Consider the following 16077-nt stretch of genomic DNA (forward strand, 5'->3'; position numbering starts at 1 on the left):
GGCACACATCCTCTATCATTATTTCTTCCCTCCAAAATGACGTTAAGGTGGGAAAGTCGTTTGTTTTCACACCGATTGATCAAACGTTTGTTTAACCTGTATATCAAGCTCCGGATATTGCCGCATATAGACGTTCACACGGCCGCGTTGAAAAGAAAACTGCGGTTGATTAATGTTGACACGTATCTCCGGTTGATGCGTTTGCCAACGAATATCAAGAGAACTAGGACGAGTATGAAGCTTAACTGCTTGAGATGGTGGTACGGAACCAGTATCGTAGTGACCCTGTCGAAATGCATTTTCCACAGCTTGCGAGACGATGGGGTTTCCTGGAGTCTCAATACGCATCAATTGATCCCCTTGCCCCGCTCGACGCCGGATCCCTTCAAGCACGGCCTGTTTACCCTGATCAGCAGCATCCTTAATCCGAACCATCGCCGATTTTAAATTCAAATTATGCCAAGCCTGTGTCTGATCAATGGTCACTTTAGCCGGACGGCGCTTAACAGACATGTTTGCTGGCTGCTGCTTGATAGAAACGTCAGCCTTTTGTTGGTGCATCTGGACTTGCGGTGTTGTGGATCTCAGACCGATTTTTCCTTGTGTCGAATGCATCACAAGATGTGGCATCATCATAGCATCACCGTCCATGAGAATATCCGGGGTTGAAATATCATGTTAAAGAAAAAGGCCGTTCCACTCTGGAACAACCTTATTTTAGAAAGTCAACGAGCGTCGGTTGAATCATGCGAGATCCCACAGACAAAGCGGCCCTATGGACACTTTCCTGCTGCTTTAACTCAATCAATGTTTTTTCAAAATTAGCATCTTCATTGTTTGACATTATTTCTGTAGCCATTTCCTTTTGTTTACCAAGCCGCTGTTTAACCATATCCACTCTGTTTTGCTTAGCCCCCAGTTCAGCCTGGGTGCCAAGCACGCGGTCAATATGTGAGTCAATCGTCCCGATGAAATCATCGAACGATGCCGAATCCTCGGTATTTGAATCACCTTTCAACTTGCCGATCAGATTGTTCAAGTCCTTAAACATGGCTGGATCAAAAACATCGCCAGGGGGTGTGTTAACTTGAATTTTCACCCCATCATTAACCGCGATCTTCACTTGCTTATGATCTTCAGCTAAATTAATTTGATAGTCCCCATCTTCATTCTTGCTTAACGGAGGCTCTTGGGTGCTTTCACCATTAAAAATATATTTGCCAGCTACTTTTGTTTCCGATATGTTCACTAACTCATCACGCAATTGCTCGACTTCTCCGGCAATATGCTCACGTTGACTCTCATCATATGTATCATTGCTCGCTTGAACGGTTAACTCCCGAACACGCTGCAGCACACTATTCACCTGATCTAATGCTGATCCGGTACTGTCCGTCCATTTTTGCACTTCGTTCATGTTGCGTTCGTATTGCTCAACATGAGCAACATTCGTACGGTATCCGATCCCCATAGTAGCTACAACCGGGTCCTGGGATGGACGTGTGATTTTTTTACCTGTGGCGAGCTGTTGTTGATATCTTGACATCTGCTGGTTGCTATTGCGGATTTGTCTAAGAATGTCCTGCGACATCATCCCTTGTGTCACGCGCATAACATTTCACCTATCCCCTGCCCATGCGATTAACGACGGTGTCTAACATTTGATTCACAGTGGTCACCATTCGTGCCGCCGCACTGTAGGCATGTTGATATTTGATCAAATTCGTCATCTCTTCATCAACGGAAACACCGCTGATTGACATTCGCCGTTGTTCGGCTTGACTTTTTAAGGTCGCCGTATTCTCTTTCATTCGATTAGCCGACTGTGCCTTAACACCCATGTCGCCAATCATGCTTTGATAATATTCCTTAACGGTCTGGTCTTGACCCGCTTCATCATTAATATCCATTTTCGTCGTCAAAACATCCGCTAAATTGTATGCATTTGCGTTGTCGCCTTGAACGGTGTCACTATTGCCATCAACATTTTCTTCATCAGCTGCTGCTGCAATATCTTTAACCCCTAGATTATCCTTTACCTTCATTTGCTGGGCATAGTGACCGTCTCCAGAATCTTCAGGAACTGAAATAAAAAAGTTATTCCCAGATTCTCCATTTAGATCAACACCCTCCCTGTGGACGGCATTAAACTCGCTCGCCAAACCTTCAGCTAGATGATCAAGCCGGCCCAACATGCTTTTATAATCGGTGTCATAACTCGTGATGAGTCCCTGTAGCTTTCCGCCGCCTTCTCCAAGCGAAAGTCCTTGCTGGTCCGATTCACCCGATATACTGAGCTGCGGTGATTCACCGCTTTCACCATAGCTGATCTTGAGTTGATTCGCCGTGAGGTTTTCTCCATCAACGAGGGTATGCTCCGTACCGCCTTCATCAATAAGATTCACTGTATATTTGCCGGCAGCGGCCGATGATGCCTGCCCGCCGCTTTCAATTCGTTCAACTTTGACATTCGTAAGTTCGGATAGTTTGTCTACGAGTCCATCGCGTTTGTCATATAAATCATTGGCGACCAATCCGTGCGGTTCAACTTGGGCAATTTGTTTGTTAATATCATTAATTTGTGTCGCCAAGGAGTTAACACTGTTGACCGTCACATCCATTTCTTGTTTCAAATCGGTTTGAACTTGTTCAAGCGAGGATGACATGTAATTAAAGGTATTGGCGACAGCCTTCCCTTTTTCTAAAACAACTGACCGGGCTCCAGAGTTAGCCGGATTTTGTGCCAAGTCTTGCAAGGACGACCAAAAGTCATCTATGACCTTGGACATTCCCTCTTCCGTCGGTTCATTCATAATTTGTTCCATTTTGCTAAGCGCTTCGCTTTTCGCATTGTAGTAACCAGCTTTAGTGGTTTGCTCGCGAACTTGACTATCAACAAAATATTCACGGATGCGTTGAACAGAACCGGCTTCAACACCTGTGCCGAGTTGACCTGCTGACATTGATTGTGACATCCCAGGTGTTGGGTAAGCTCGTGTCGCTTCCATATTCACGCGCTGACGTGAATATCCATCCGTATTAGCATTGGAAATGTTATGGCCGGTGGTGCGAATTGCTGCTTGCTGGGCAGACAGGGCGCGCCTGGCCGTTTCTAGACTGGCAAATGTGCTGCGCATCGGGGCTGCCTCCTTTCCTAAGCCCGGGAATCAAATCGTGATGTCGCGGGTGTGTTTAATTTTTGTTTAGATGGTGGTTCGTAGTTCGTCGGTTCTGTCTTCGGCTGTGCGAGATTCATATTAAGGTGAACCCATTCCAATGACTGGGATAACAGTTCTTGATTGAATTGATTGACCGCTTGAAGTTCATACAGGACATTAGCCAGTTGAAGCTGGGTATCTTGCAACCTGCGTCCGGTGACTTCAGGAGCATGAGCAATCAGCATGGTCAACGTCCCGTCATTGTGAACCCCTTTTTCTCGAAAAAAAGTCTCTGTCATGTTCAGTCGACGTTCTTCGAGTTGCGTGATAGCTTGAATCATCGATTGTTCTTGATTCATGACTTGATCCAAGGTCGCAAAGTCACCCTCTTTAATGGTGTCACTCTTTTTTTGCGCCAAAGCTAGTAATCGTTCGTGCGCTTGAAGCAAATCATCTAAGGTAGACACCAAATCATTCATCATGGTTCATAGCTCCTCGCCAGTAATTGACTAGCTTTTTTGCTGTTTCATTATAATTCATGTCGTACTTGCCATCAGCGACTTGCTTCCTGAGTTGCTCAACTTTTTCTTGTCGTTCGCTTTCAATACGGTTCGTCTGCATCATATCTTTCGCAGTCGATGAGATTTCAACTTGATCCTGCTTGGACACAGGCTTTGACGCCTGTTGCGACTTTTGGGCATGATTTTGATACATTTGCAATTGTTTCATATATGAAGAACCGTTGATTTTCATGGTTACACCTCGCAAAGACCGAGTCTGTTCATTCTATTATTTATATCGGCTGCACGCCGGAATTGTTTAATAAGAAAATAGTCACATTTAATGATCTTCAGTATGATAGGTCAAATACTGGGATGCACGGGGATCATCTTGAACGTGATGGGATGATTCGGCACGCTCCAAATCTCGTTGCATATGCTTAAGACACTTATCACAAAGTTTACCGCGCTGAATGGGCTGTCCACAAGAATGACAGGGATAACCCATATTTGGAAATGACTTGGTGTCAAGTCGTCTGTCTTCAATCCATTTATAGATCAGCCATGTTTCAACTTGAGTCGCTTCATGGACTTCTTGAACTGTTGCTTGGCGGTGCGCTTTCGTCTTTATATAATCATAAACCGTATGAAATTGACGGTCGATATCCTTTTGACAATTCCGGCAAACCGATGATGACTCTTTGACAAAGACCTGTCCGCAATAAATGCAATTACTCAATTCAGCCATTGTATCACCTTCCTCTAATATATATATCGGCATAAAATGCTGTGATTAAAGGTGGTGTCTGACCCCCGCTGTAATAAAACATTAACCAGCAACACATTCACCTTTTAGCGAAAAAAAAAGCCTTGATCCCACTAGATCAAAGCCTCACTTGTCATGACTTTATGATGTTGATTCGACTTGATCTTGATTCCAGTTATCGAGACGGTGCTCCTCGACATTCGTAATCTGATTATTTTCATCAACGAAGGCAACACGAGGGCGCAATTCACTAATTTCCGACTCGTCAAACTGTCCCATGCTCAAGATAATGACAAGATCACCTTTTGAAAATAGATGCGCCGGTGGTCCGTTAAGACAGATGGTTCCGGAACCTTGCTCACCTGGTATGGCGTAAGTTTTCCATCTCGCTGCATTTTTCAAATTAGTAATTTGCACCATCTCATATGGGTGAATATTGGTTTCTTTCATTAGCGTCTCATCAATCGTCACACTGCCAATATAGTCAAGATCCGCTTCAGTCACTGTAGCCCGGTGAATCTTTCCCTTACACATCAAACGTTGCATGTATGTGATCTCTCCCCAGTCTCATAATCTATCTTTATCATACTTTGAAATGCTTGCTGTTGCAAATGTCATTCTCGAAAAAATCACCCCTGCGTGGAGGTTATATGTTTTAGCAAGAGGGGCAGTTCTAAGGTATAGGTTTAATCAAACGTTTGTTTAATATTAGGTACACTGTGCCACTCACTCTTTTTGGCAGTTGGGGCAATAATAGGTCTTATGAGAAGCCACTTCTTCTACAACAACCGGTGTTCCACAACGCGGACACGGCTCTTCTTCTCGACCATGGACTTTAAAATACGGAAGATAGCCGCCTGTTGTGTTATCCCCTTTATAAAAGGGCATATCCATGTAACCGCCTAGATGTGTCGCTTCTGCTAAAACGTCTTGGATTGCGATGTGAAGACGACTCACCTCTTCTTGATCCAGTTCATTCACCTTTTTCTCAGGCGATAATGCCGCAGCAAAACAGATTTCGTCCGAGTAGCGATTGCCGATGCCCGAGATCCACGACTGATCGACGAGCGCTGATTTTAACATACTGCGTTTCGTTTCGAGACGCTGGCGGAAGTTATCCAGCGTCAATTCCGGTGATAATGGATCAGGGCCCAAATCACCCATTTCCTGTTCAACCTGTTCAGGTGACAGCAAATGTAAATAACCTAACCGCAATCCAATAAAAAACAAATCAACCGAGCCAAACGACAACACCACTTGTTTGGTCCGGTCGGGACTGTCATTTTGACTCCCAAGATACATTTTCCCACCAAGCATAAGATGTAATAAAAGTTGTTTTCCAGAATCGAGATGAAAAAGTAGGTACTTGGCGCGGCGCTCAACATCTAAAATTTTTCGATTGTGGACTTGCTGCTGAAAGGTCTCTTTGGCAACGTTGATGGATTTGGATCGATTGACCGTGACCTCGGTTATCTCTTTTCCAATAAGGTGGCTTTGGAGTTGGTTTTTGTAATTTTCCATTTCCGGTAATTCCGGCATTGTATATCACCTGTCTATATAGTGTTGTGATTAGCTTTTACCGGATGAAGAAAATGATGTATGGTTTGGGTGGATTGGACAACTAAAATTGAGCGGTTCTTTCTTGAAATGAGCGAAAACATCTGAAAATTGAGCGCTCCCTCCTTGAAGTGAGCGAAAACATCTGAAAATTGAGCGCTCTTTCCTTGAAGTGAGCGAAAACATCTGGAAATTGAGCGCTCTTTCCTTGAAGTGAGCGAAAACATCTGGAAATTGAGCGCTCTTTCCTTGAAGTGAGCGAAAACATCTGAAAATTGAGCGCTCCCTCCTTGAAGTGAGCGAAAACATCTGGAAATTGAGCGCTCTTTCCTTGAAGTGAGCGAAAACATCTGGAAATTGAGCGCTCTTTCCTTGAAGTGAGCGAAAACATCTGAAAATTGAGCGGTTCTTTTTCTTGAAGTGATTGGCTGAGACTGAGCAGAATGAATGATAGGTTCATTTCTTAAGACAATACTTCCATGAATGGTGAGGACATCGGGTCAATAAATACATTGAATTAAGAAGACGTTTAGCAACATGACGTGATGATAACTGCAGAAAATCTCGGCATTCGCCATTGGTTATGGTGGATTTAACTAGATAAAAGTAGTCGTGAATGGCTTGTTCGTGGGCATCTTTGGAGGTACTCTGACACTTTTGACAATACCATTTCCTGTTTTTTCGTTTGATGGGTATCGCCTCACACTTCGGACAATGAACCCCTTGTAACAATTCATTCTTAGAAACACCGTATTCTTCCAAAATATTGATGGAAGCGGGTTGGTACGCATTCACAAGTAGTGTACTGAGTTGGTGTGATTCCCGAGCATTAATAATTGGATCTTTATAGACTGAAGTGACATTTTTTACTGAAATAGGGACATTTTCAACATGAAGAAAATGTTTTGCTATATGCTGGTTGTTCGAATCAGCTTCAAGGATTGTACGTGGATTGGTATTCACCACCAGATATTCAAATGGTAGTGAATAGACATTATGATACTCTAACCATTTGATTAATAGATTTCGTTGGCGGATAACTTGTGCAAAGGGATCGGAAATTCGCCTGACTTTTCCATTATGATTTTGGATTAACTGATTAAAAGTGGGATCGTAGGTCAGGTTGCCAGCAAGATTTTTCGCTTCCACAATAACGGCAAAATTCGGAGTCAAAATTAACGCATCAATTTGGAAAGCACGATTATGATAAGTAAGCCTTAGATCATTGAAAATCTTCCAACTATAAGGTAAAAGCCGCAAATGATAGTCTAACTCCAGTTCACCACCGTAACCCGCTTTTCTTTTAGTTAAGTCCTCTTTAAGACTCCGTTGCTTAGCATGGTTTTCCGGCAATCTTCTTATTAACGCCTCTAGCAATTTTATACGGATGGGTTCCGTTCGTTCTTTTACAATCAAACAGACCACTTCCTTTATAGAATTTTTCACCCTAGTTCTACCGACTATCCGCGCGCTAAAGTCAACGCGCATACCTTATTGGGTTGCGCCTCGCGCACTGCCGCTGCCGCTTGCCGGAGTGTCGTCCCCGTCGTATAAATGTCGTCGACGAGTAAAATATGTTTTCCGATAACCCCAGATGTCGCCTTGTCTACCAATTGGAATGGACGCTGGATGGCAAGTCGCTCACTCCGGGTTCGCTTGCTTTGTTTTTCTGTATGTAACGGGCGCTCCAAAGCAGAAACCACTGTTCCACCGGTTAATGCCGCCAAGCGTTCCGATTGATTGAAGCACCGTTCAAACATGCGCTCTTTGCTTAAAGGAATCGGCACCACACAAAAGTTCTTAAAGTATCGCCTGAAGGCCCGCCGGAATGGTGTCCGGAACGCTTCGGATAATAAGGCATCGCCTCGAAATTTGTAACGAGCCATCACGTCTCGTAAAAACTCATTATAATGATAGAGCGAGCGATTATTGTCAAGCACTCCCTTCCAGTCACTCGCTTCCCAACGTAAACAATCCTGACATACCCCTTTTTCATGAAACGTTTCCGGTAACTGTGATAAATCCCGACCACACTGGCGACACAAGGATTGAGCAGCGTCTAAAGGTTCTAACTGCCGCTCACACCATTCACAGAAACCGTGGTCGACATCCAAACGGAATACATTTGACCACGTTAAGTTCGATGTAACAAAGTCCCCACACCAAAGACAATGGCTCATACTAAACAAACCCCCTTTCTCCAGATTTCAAAGTGAGTGCGATCCCACGACACAAGTGAGCGATCAGATCCCTCGCAAAATAAACGATGTCCCCACACAAACCCTCACCCCTGTCCACCTTCCCGGTTCATCATTTGAATATGATTTTTCGCTTTGACCATGTGATTGGTGATGCCATAGTGAAAGAACACAACCTCACCATCTGGATAACGGTGATCACGGCCAGCGCGACCCGCCATTTGCACGAGCGCTTTCTCATCGAAACGTGTATCGTCAGCACCGAACACCGCGACATCAGCCCGGGATACCGTAACCCCGCGTTCAAGGATAGTCGTTGTCACGAGTATCGAAATATCACCCGCCTTAAACTGTTCCAGCATGGCACGACGACCGGGGGTTTCCGAATGTACACACGCCACAGGTTGATCCACAACCTGCCTAACTCTAACCGCCAATATTTCCGCCATCGCGATTGTTGGGACAAACATGAAAATGGGATGCTCACAACCCACCTTTTTCATCAACCAACGGTGCAACGAGCGACCGAGACGACGCTCACGCAATTGTCTTTGCCAATTCCCCAGCCAACGAAAAGTGGGTACAGGTAACGGGTGACCATGATAACGTAACGGAATTTTTGTACCAGCAACACGGCCCTTTTGAAAGGAATCCTTGAGTTGTCGATCAGGGGTTGCTGACAGATAAACAATCGGCGCATCAGGTTTGCGTGCCTTTTCCAATGCAAATCTAAGAAATGGGTTATTGTGAAAGGGATAGGCATCAACTTCATCAACATAAATCACGTCAAATGCTTGGTAAAAACGCAACAGTTGATGGACAGTAGCTAAAGTCAGTGGCGTTAATCGATCCTCGTCTTGACTCCCGCCATATAAGGAAATGAAATCAACATCGGGGAACACTGATTGGAAGCGCGGGGATAATTCCATGATCACATCAACACGGGGCGAGACGATCGCTTGGCGCCCGTAACGCTGTAAGCCGTACTCAAGCGCTTGGTACAATACCTCTGTTTTTCCGGCACCGCACACAGCCCAAATTAAGAAGGATTCTCGGCGCGCAACAGCGTTAACTAATTGATCGGATGCTCGCTGCTGCGCTTTCGTTAAAGATCCGCCCCATTGTAAAAACCTTTCAACAAAGTCCTGATCACCATAATCAACCGGCGGCCCAGACCACGTGTATAGAGGTGTGCATGCTTTCACAACACCCATAGTGATACATTGCCGGCAATAGATACACTGCTTTTGGCACCGATAACAATGATAACTTGAAAATAGATGTGGCTGGGTGTTCCCACACCGCAAACAAATTGGTCGACCGGAGTCACGCACGATGCCCGGAGCCATTTTGACATAACCACTATCAAGATGAGCTTCCAGCACTTCATCATCAACATCCAGTTCCGCGCGTAAAAGATGCCTGCCATATAGTTGTTTTTGTAATGGTCGACTGTATGAAAAATGGGGATTCAAATGCTTTTGGTTCCAATGGGGTTCAATCATAGCCTGTGGATCTTGTGTAGAAAATCTTGCAAGTGGGGTTAAAAAGGGTGTTAAGTGACTGTTTAAAAATAAGATGATATTACGGTGCAAACGTGAGGTGATAATTGAGGATGCACGGTGCCACAAGGGGGCCATCCTCTTCAAAAGCCCCCTACCGGTCCTACCGCTAGACATGATACCAGCCCATCCCAAGGGTGCCTTCACCGACATGCGTACCGATGACGGGACCAAAATAGCTCATATAGACTTCTACATGATCAAATTCAGTCCGCATCCAATCGGCCAGTTCTTCGGCAGCTTCGTTAACATTGGCTTGAATAATAGCCACGCGCACGTGACTCGCTGTTGCCACATCATCTCGAAACAGATCTTTAATCCGGTTCAAAGCTTTTTTTCTCGTACGGATCTTTTCGTAAGGCTTAATAACTTCATCTTGGAACGTAATGATCGGTTTCATGCGCAGTAAACTGCCGACAACTGCTTGCGCCCCCGATAGACGCCCGCCGCGGTGCAAGTGATTTAAATCATCGACCATGAAGTAGGCCGTCATCCCCCGTTCGCGGATGGCTTCCAAACGGGTCAGGATATCCGTCACCGAAGCGCTTTCCTGGAGCATGCGCTGAGCTTCCATAACATAGAATCCCTGCGGCAGGCAGGCTATTGCAGAGTTAAACGTGTGCACATTCAAACCTTCCACCATATTACCGGCGGATGTCGCCGCTTCATAGGTACCGCTGATTTTAGCTGATAACGTGACAACGATGACATCAGTGTATCCGTCCTTGGCTAACTGCTCATATAATTCCACAAACTCCCCGATGGGCGGCTGGGACGTTTGCGGCAAATCGCCCCCTTCTCTCACCTTCTGAAAGAACGCATCCGGCGTGAGCTCATCCAATTCCTTATAGGACTCATTATCGAAGTTGACACGCAGCGGGACAACGTGGATACCATGTTCACCGGCATAGTCCTGCGGTAAATACGCTGTGCTGTCCGTTGCTAGGGCTATTTTTGACATAAATGCACCTCGCTATCTTCGGTTTTAACCTTAGTTTATCGAAAAACAGACAAGGTTGCATCATTTTTCTAAGAAAATTCTGCTTATTGCCAAACCTTAATGGCATTATGTGAAGAAAGTTTATCCCTTCTTCAAGTATGAAAAATGTCAGCCAACTTTCACCCAACCATTTTTGATAGCTTCAACAACCGCTTGAGTCCGGTCTTCAACATTCATTTTTTGTAGAATATTGCTGACGTGGTTTTTAACGGTTTTCTCACTAATATACAATGTTTCTCCAACAGCACGGTTACTCTTACCATCGGTCATCAGTTGCAGTACTTCACACTCCCGGCGCGTCAAAATATGTAACGGTTTCCGATATTCCACGTCTCTAAAACCGGATCCGGAACGTTTAGAGCCTGACGTCGCCAATCGCCGGAATTCATTCACCAAATTATGAGTGACTTTAGGATGAATGTATGCACCGCCGTCAGTGACAACATGAACGGCTTCAACCAGAGAATCCGCATCCATTTCTTTTAACAGATAACCCGATGCCCCCGATTTCAAAGAATGGGTCACATAGTTTTCATCATCGTGAATGGATAAAATGATGACTTTTGTATTCGGTGAACGGCTGATCAAACGACGCGTCGCTTCAACACCGTTAACACCAGGCATGTTAATATCCATCAAAACAACGTCAGGCTGATGCTTCCACAAAATCTCCTCGGCATCTTTACCGTCATCGCCTTCTGCGACAATTTCAAACCCTGGCTCCATTTCCAATATCCGTCTAACCCCTTCACGAAACAGACGGTGATCATCAATTAATACAATATTCGTTGTGGTTTCCCGGGTATTATTCATCTATTCTTCCTCCTCAAGTATCGGAATCTGAAAGATCACGAGCGTCCCCTTGCCTGGTTCTGATTTTATTGTGAGTTGTCCTTCAAGTACGTCGACGCGTTCTTTCATCCCAATCAAACCAAATGAATCGTCTCGTTCTTGGTCGGGATCAAAGCCAACCCCGTCATCATTGACGAGTAAAACGACCGAATCTTGCCGGCATTCCATACTGACTTTAATCATATCCGCTTTAGCATGTTTACAGGCGTTTTGCACAGCTTCTTGAATAAGGCGAAATAGAGCGGCCTCCATTCGCCCCGGTAACCGACGTTCCTCACCGATATTACGGAACTGTATGTTCACAGGGGCATATTGCTCTTCGATTCGAGTGAGATATTTTTCTAACGTCGGCACAAGTCCGAGGTCATCCAAGGTCATCGGCCGCAAATCGTAAATAATCCTGCGGACTTCACGAAGCGCGTTTTTGACCATATCCCTGAATTTGGACAGTTCCTTAGTAGCCGCCTCAGGGCCTTCTTCTTTCTGCACGCGGCCGACAATTTCCGACCCTAATAACACATGGGCCAATAACTGTGCGGGACCATCATGGATTTCTCTAGATAAGCGCTTCCGTTCTTCTTCTTGGGCTTCGATAATCTTTAAGCCAAATGTTTGCTTTTGTTTGGCATCCTCAATAAGCTCCCCGACTTTCTTTAAATCGCCTTTTAAATAATTTTGAACGACATTAACTTGTCCCACTAATTTTTCTGCCTTTTCCACGGTTTCCTTTAAGGTTCTCAACCGGCGCTCAATATCATTTCTTCGTTGTTTTAACTGGTACTCTTTTTCTCTAATAGTGGACATTTCGACCTGAATCTCATTCGCCTTTTCATAAGATTCTCTAATTTCCTCTTCATTGTAATTTTGAAAATGTTTACTAACCTGGGCAAGACGGCCGCGTGCCAACCGTGCTTTCGATTCCAATTGATCGTACATGTTAATAGTCTCATCGGCTTGTCTTTTTACATCGGCTAAGTCCTGCATCAGCCCGTCATAATCGGCCCGACTCTGCTCACCGATCTCGAATATTTGATCACGGCTTTCACTCACCGTCTCCATCATTTTTGTTAGAATGGCGTCCAGCTGTTTGGCATCTAGGGTAGTTGATTGCTGCTTGGTTGACATAAAATAGACCCCCAAATTCACTTTACCGAATCCTCGCCAGAAGCACTAGAACCTTCTTACCCATATTTGTATATAGGTCTAAGTCACTATTTAAATCTAGGAAAGTCATTCGAAACTTTTTTACTGTTTATGTCGTCTAAATATTTGATAACACTCGGTCACCCGCTTATGATGAAAGAAGATGTGACAAATTTTTTCAGGATCCAGAGGGGGATGACCGATGCTTAATTCCTATTATACAGTAAAACAGCCAAATGAAAATGAAATCATTGTCGAAAAATCACGATTCATTGCTCATGTCAAACGCGTAGAGTCTGAAGAGGATGCCCAAAACTTCATCGAAACCATTAACAAAGACCATTGGAAAGCCACCCATAACTGCTATGCGTATGTCATAGGAGAAAACAACCATATCCAAAAGGCCAGTGATAATGGTGAACCGAGTGGTACAGCGGGCGTACCTATGCTTGAGGTCCTAAAAAAGAAAGATCTTCGTGACACGGCCGTTGTGGTCACGCGCTACTTCGGCGGAATTAAACTAGGCGCCGGCGGCTTGATCCGCACTTATTCAAGGGCGACTTCGGAAGGCCTTCATGCGGCGGGAATTGTTGAGCGGCAATTAATGAATGTCATGGCTGTGACCATGGATTACTCCCTTTTAGGAACGGTCGAAAACGAATTAAGAAATCGAAACTATAAGTTAAAGGACACTCATTACACTCATAAAGTAACTATTGAATTATATGTTGATGTCGATAATACTGACGAATTTTCAACCTGGATGACGAATTTATGTAGTGGAAATTGTCAAATAACGCAGAATGGGGAGGAATATCTAGAATTAAACAGCAATAAATTTTATGATTAGTATGTACAAAAAAATGAATTCGTATTATCATTAGTGTTGATGTTTATTGGAACGTAAAGGAAGCATATTACGCATGACAAAAGACCAACCTTAAAATAAAGGTGATAACAGAGAAGGTGAATTCATGGACATATTGAACTCGTACACCTTTGCTTTTCTTATTTCGGTATGTGTGACTATACTTTCGACACCATTGATGAAACAATTAGCTTTCAAACTTAACGTCGTTGATAAACCAGACCATGACCGAAAAGTACACGATAATATTATGCCCTACATGGGTGGCGGAGCCATTATTCTTGGCTTCATCGCCGGATATATTTATTTACAACCTCAATTTCAATTTATGACAGCTTTTCTTATTGGTGCAGGCATTATTGCGCTAACAGGATTTTTGGACGATAAATTCGCTATTTCACCTAAGCTTAAGTTGTTAGGACAAATAATGGCCGCAGTAATCGTGGTCAGTTCGGGTATTCAAATCGAATTTATCCGAATTCCAATGATTGGTGAGATCCACTTTGGTTGGCTTGCTATCCCTTTTACGCTTTTCTGGATTATTGCGATCACAAACGCCATTAACCTAATTGATGGTTTAGATGGTTTAGCAACAGGCGTTTCATCAATTGCCTTAACATCGATTATTATTATGAGTGCGCTTAACAATCAGATATTACCGATCGGACTATCCGTACTATTGTTAGGCGGTACATTAGGATTTCTACTTTTTAACTTCAACCCAGCCAAGATTTTTATGGGTGATACTGGATCACTGTTTATCGGCTATGCATTATCAGTTATATCAATATTGGGTATGTTTAAAAGTATAACAATTTTTTCGTTAATTATTCCTATCATGATTCTTGCGGTTCCCATCTTTGATACATCGTTCGCGATTATTCGAAGGCTTATTAAAAAGCAAAAAATTTCGGCACCCGATAAATCACATTTACACCATCATTTGCTCAACATTGGGTTCAGCCATAAAACAACCGTGCTGATTATTTATATCATTAGCGCATTCTTCGGATTTAGCGGCATTGTATTCTCGCGCTCAGTTCTATGGGGATCATTATTATTCTTAGTATTAGCCGTCATCATGTTTCAATTTACAATGGAAATCATTGATGTCCTCAATAAACGACGAAAACCCATTCTCAATACCGTGAAAAAAGTAATATTGAACCAATCATCATCTCGGGGAAAATAAAATTTCTCCGAGTTTTTTGTTTGTCCACTCATATTAAAAATCCCTTATAATCTAAAACCTAAGCTCTCGATTATAAGGGATTTATATTAATTGTTTATTTCTCATTGTATGATGGATTAGGCGAATCCATTTCCTCTTCGCTGGTTGCATCACCAATTTCGAGACTGTTTCTAAGTGTTCGCTTAATCTTCTCAAGGTTATCTTCATTTGGCCTATAGTACCATTTGGAATCGATACGAATACCTTCGTTCATTTTAAAAGCCAATGATTGAATATCAAAATTGCTCATATCAGCGAATTGTTTCTGCAAAGAATAAATCTCCTTGACACTTAAGTTAGTTTCAATATTGTCACCAATGATCTCACCGATATCATCAATTTTAAATATCATGTGAGAGGTTTTAACCTTATTCACTGCAGCCGTTATGACCTGTCTTTGTCGTTCAGTACGACCAAAATCACCTGATGGATCACGTTTACGCATACGAACGTATGCTAAGGCTTCTGCAGCATTTAAATGCTGTTTGCCTTTCTCAAAATTAATTTTCTTATTCCCATGGAGAATATCCTTTTCCCAGAATTTAAAAGGAACATCCACCGTTACCCCGTTAATTTCCTTTATGATATCAATAAAGCCTTGAAAATCAACCTGGGCATAATAATCAATTGGGATATCAAGATAATTCTCAACCGTCTCAACAGCGGCTTTATTACCACCGTAGCCATTTAAAGAGCCAAAAACATGGGCAGAATTGATTTTAGCCTTTCGGTCAGCACCCGCAATATCGACCCTTGTATCTCTAGGTATACTTACCATATAAGCCTTTTTCTTCTTCGGATTAATAGTCAAGGCAATTAAAGTATCCGTTCTACCATTTTTACCACCCGAGGAATAATTTTCAACACCCATTAATAGTATTGAAAACGGCTCATCAGCTATCGAAACCTTTTCTTCACGATATTTTGATTTTCCACCACGATCAATCGGATTGTAAGAATCACTTGCCGCGTTTAACGTGTTATTAATTAAATAACCTGCAAAAGAAACGCCGGCCAAAATCAAAATGAGTACAGTTAAAACAGTTGATTTGATAACCCGTTTCACTTTATTTCTCCTATTAAATTCTTGTCTAGAAACCATGGTAAAACTCCTGATTAGGGAAATATCATCTTACTTTTTTCGACTTAAAATACACTTCCACATCTTTAAATATACCATAAGTGTGGCTGTCTCACTATAACATTCGACATAATTTTTGCAGGTTTGACGATTGATATTCA

General features: G+C 43.2%; 17 protein-coding genes. 2 read left to right on the plus strand and 15 right to left on the minus strand.

All coding sequences use genetic code 11. The features are described 5' to 3' along the window. Nucleotides 1–66 precede the first annotated feature (66 nt). The 14 genes from B9Y89_RS05015 to B9Y89_RS18725 form a co-directional block, all read right to left on the minus strand. Nucleotides 67–636, minus strand: coding sequence for a DUF6470 family protein (locus B9Y89_RS05015; protein ID WP_139822721.1), 570 nt, complete (start codon nucleotides 634–636; stop codon nucleotides 67–69). A gap of 76 nt (nucleotides 637–712) precedes the next feature. Next, nucleotides 713–1612 carry a flagellar hook-associated protein FlgL gene (gene flgL / locus B9Y89_RS05020; RefSeq protein ID WP_085522110.1) on the minus strand — a complete coding sequence of 300 codons (900 nt, stop codon included), beginning with the start codon at nucleotides 1610–1612 and terminating at the stop codon, nucleotides 713–715. Nucleotides 1613–1622: 10 nt separating this feature from the next. Next, nucleotides 1623–3137, minus strand: a complete 1515-nt coding sequence (gene flgK, locus B9Y89_RS05025; RefSeq protein WP_085522112.1) for a flagellar hook-associated protein FlgK — start codon at nucleotides 3135–3137, stop codon at nucleotides 1623–1625. 17 nt (nucleotides 3138–3154) lie between these two features. Further along, entirely contained in the window at nucleotides 3155–3640 is a 486-nt protein-coding gene (locus B9Y89_RS05030; RefSeq protein WP_085522113.1) for a flagellar protein FlgN, read from the minus strand. Further along, nucleotides 3630–3911, minus strand: coding sequence for a flagellar biosynthesis anti-sigma factor FlgM (gene flgM / locus B9Y89_RS05035; protein ID WP_085522115.1), 282 nt, complete (start codon nucleotides 3909–3911; stop codon nucleotides 3630–3632). Before flgM ends, B9Y89_RS05030 begins: the two co-directional genes overlap by 11 nt. 87 nt (nucleotides 3912–3998) lie before the next feature. Continuing rightward, the gene (locus B9Y89_RS05040) at nucleotides 3999–4406 is read right to left on the minus strand and encodes a TIGR03826 family flagellar region protein (protein ID WP_176222105.1); all 408 of its coding nucleotides are present in this window, start codon (nucleotides 4404–4406) and stop codon (nucleotides 3999–4001) included. A 159-nt stretch (nucleotides 4407–4565) separates the two neighbouring features. Beyond that, nucleotides 4566–4970, minus strand: coding sequence for an aspartate 1-decarboxylase (gene panD / locus B9Y89_RS05045; protein WP_085522118.1), 405 nt, complete (start codon nucleotides 4968–4970; stop codon nucleotides 4566–4568). 180 nt (nucleotides 4971–5150) lie between these two features. Continuing rightward, nucleotides 5151–5963: a DNA-formamidopyrimidine glycosylase gene (gene mutM, locus B9Y89_RS05050; RefSeq protein ID WP_085522120.1), complete on the minus strand. Its 813-nt coding sequence runs from the start codon at nucleotides 5961–5963 to the stop codon at nucleotides 5151–5153. 474 nt (nucleotides 5964–6437) lie between these two features. Then, nucleotides 6438–7397, minus strand: a complete 960-nt coding sequence (locus B9Y89_RS05055) for a nuclease-related domain-containing protein (protein ID WP_176222106.1) — start codon at nucleotides 7395–7397, stop codon at nucleotides 6438–6440. A 44-nt stretch (nucleotides 7398–7441) separates the two neighbouring features. Beyond that, a complete protein-coding gene (locus tag B9Y89_RS05060; RefSeq protein ID WP_085522123.1) occupies nucleotides 7442–8161 on the minus strand; it encodes a ComF family protein in 720 nt (239 codons plus the stop codon). Nucleotides 8162–8265: 104 nt separating this feature from the next. Further along, the gene (locus tag B9Y89_RS05065; protein WP_176222107.1) at nucleotides 8266–9819 is read right to left on the minus strand and encodes an ATP-dependent helicase ComFA; all 1554 of its coding nucleotides are present in this window, start codon (nucleotides 9817–9819) and stop codon (nucleotides 8266–8268) included. Nucleotides 9820–9850: 31 nt separating this feature from the next. After that, on the minus strand, nucleotides 9851–10702 hold the full coding sequence (locus B9Y89_RS05070) for a DegV family protein (RefSeq protein WP_085522127.1): 852 nt from the start codon (nucleotides 10700–10702) through the stop codon (nucleotides 9851–9853). Nucleotides 10703–10849: 147 nt separating this feature from the next. Continuing rightward, nucleotides 10850–11554: a response regulator gene (locus tag B9Y89_RS18720; RefSeq protein ID WP_139822723.1), complete on the minus strand. Its 705-nt coding sequence runs from the start codon at nucleotides 11552–11554 to the stop codon at nucleotides 10850–10852. Then, nucleotides 11555–12718 carry a sensor histidine kinase gene (locus tag B9Y89_RS18725; RefSeq protein WP_139822724.1) on the minus strand — a complete coding sequence of 388 codons (1164 nt, stop codon included), beginning with the start codon at nucleotides 12716–12718 and terminating at the stop codon, nucleotides 11555–11557. Between the two features lie 220 nt (nucleotides 12719–12938). Between B9Y89_RS18725 and B9Y89_RS05080 the strand changes: the two genes are divergently transcribed. Together B9Y89_RS05080 and B9Y89_RS05085 are read left to right on the plus strand one after the other, a co-directional pair. Beyond that, nucleotides 12939–13586, plus strand: coding sequence for a YigZ family protein (locus B9Y89_RS05080; protein WP_085522128.1), 648 nt, complete (start codon nucleotides 12939–12941; stop codon nucleotides 13584–13586). 124 nt (nucleotides 13587–13710) lie between these two features. Next, nucleotides 13711–14796 (plus strand): glycosyltransferase family 4 protein, encoded by a 1086-nt coding sequence (locus B9Y89_RS05085; protein ID WP_085522130.1) that lies wholly within the window; start codon nucleotides 13711–13713, stop codon nucleotides 14794–14796. A gap of 94 nt (nucleotides 14797–14890) precedes the next feature. Here the strand turns inward: B9Y89_RS05085 and B9Y89_RS05090 are convergent, their stop codons facing one another. Continuing rightward, nucleotides 14891–15937 carry an LCP family protein gene (locus B9Y89_RS05090; protein WP_085522132.1) on the minus strand — a complete coding sequence of 349 codons (1047 nt, stop codon included), beginning with the start codon at nucleotides 15935–15937 and terminating at the stop codon, nucleotides 14891–14893. Nucleotides 15938–16077: the final 140 nt, after the last annotated feature.

Source organism: Tuberibacillus sp. Marseille-P3662, from assembly GCF_900178005.1.
GTDB lineage: Bacteria > Bacillota > Bacilli > Bacillales > Sporolactobacillaceae > Marseille-P3662.

Coding starts and splice junctions, on each gene's coding strand:
- B9Y89_RS05015 (WP_139822721.1), bottom strand. CDS start 636: ATGATGATGCCACATCTTGTGATGCATTCGACACAAGGAAAAATCGGT.
- flgL (WP_085522110.1), bottom strand. CDS start 1,612: ATGCGCGTGACACAAGGGATGATGTCGCAGGACATTCTTAGACAAATC.
- flgK (WP_085522112.1), bottom strand. CDS start 3,137: ATGCGCAGCACATTTGCCAGTCTAGAAACGGCCAGGCGCGCCCTGTCT.
- B9Y89_RS05030 (WP_085522113.1), bottom strand. CDS start 3,640: ATGATGAATGATTTGGTGTCTACCTTAGATGATTTGCTTCAAGCGCAC.
- flgM (WP_085522115.1), bottom strand. CDS start 3,911: ATGAAAATCAACGGTTCTTCATATATGAAACAATTGCAAATGTATCAA.
- B9Y89_RS05040 (WP_176222105.1), bottom strand. CDS start 4,406: ATGGCTGAATTGAGTAATTGCATTTATTGCGGACAGGTCTTTGTCAAA.
- panD (WP_085522118.1), bottom strand. CDS start 4,970: ATGCAACGTTTGATGTGTAAGGGAAAGATTCACCGGGCTACAGTGACT.
- mutM (WP_085522120.1), bottom strand. CDS start 5,963: ATGCCGGAATTACCGGAAATGGAAAATTACAAAAACCAACTCCAAAGC.
- B9Y89_RS05060 (WP_085522123.1), bottom strand. CDS start 8,161: ATGAGCCATTGTCTTTGGTGTGGGGACTTTGTTACATCGAACTTAACG.
- B9Y89_RS05065 (WP_176222107.1), bottom strand. CDS start 9,819: ATGGCCCCCTTGTGGCACCGTGCATCCTCAATTATCACCTCACGTTTG.
- B9Y89_RS05070 (WP_085522127.1), bottom strand. CDS start 10,702: ATGTCAAAAATAGCCCTAGCAACGGACAGCACAGCGTATTTACCGCAG.
- B9Y89_RS18720 (WP_139822723.1), bottom strand. CDS start 11,554: ATGAATAATACCCGGGAAACCACAACGAATATTGTATTAATTGATGAT.
- B9Y89_RS18725 (WP_139822724.1), bottom strand. CDS start 12,718: ATGTCAACCAAGCAGCAATCAACTACCCTAGATGCCAAACAGCTGGAC.
- B9Y89_RS05080 (WP_085522128.1), top strand. CDS start 12,939: ATGCTTAATTCCTATTATACAGTAAAACAGCCAAATGAAAATGAAATC.
- B9Y89_RS05085 (WP_085522130.1), top strand. CDS start 13,711: ATGGACATATTGAACTCGTACACCTTTGCTTTTCTTATTTCGGTATGT.
- B9Y89_RS05090 (WP_085522132.1), bottom strand. CDS start 15,937: ATGGTTTCTAGACAAGAATTTAATAGGAGAAATAAAGTGAAACGGGTT.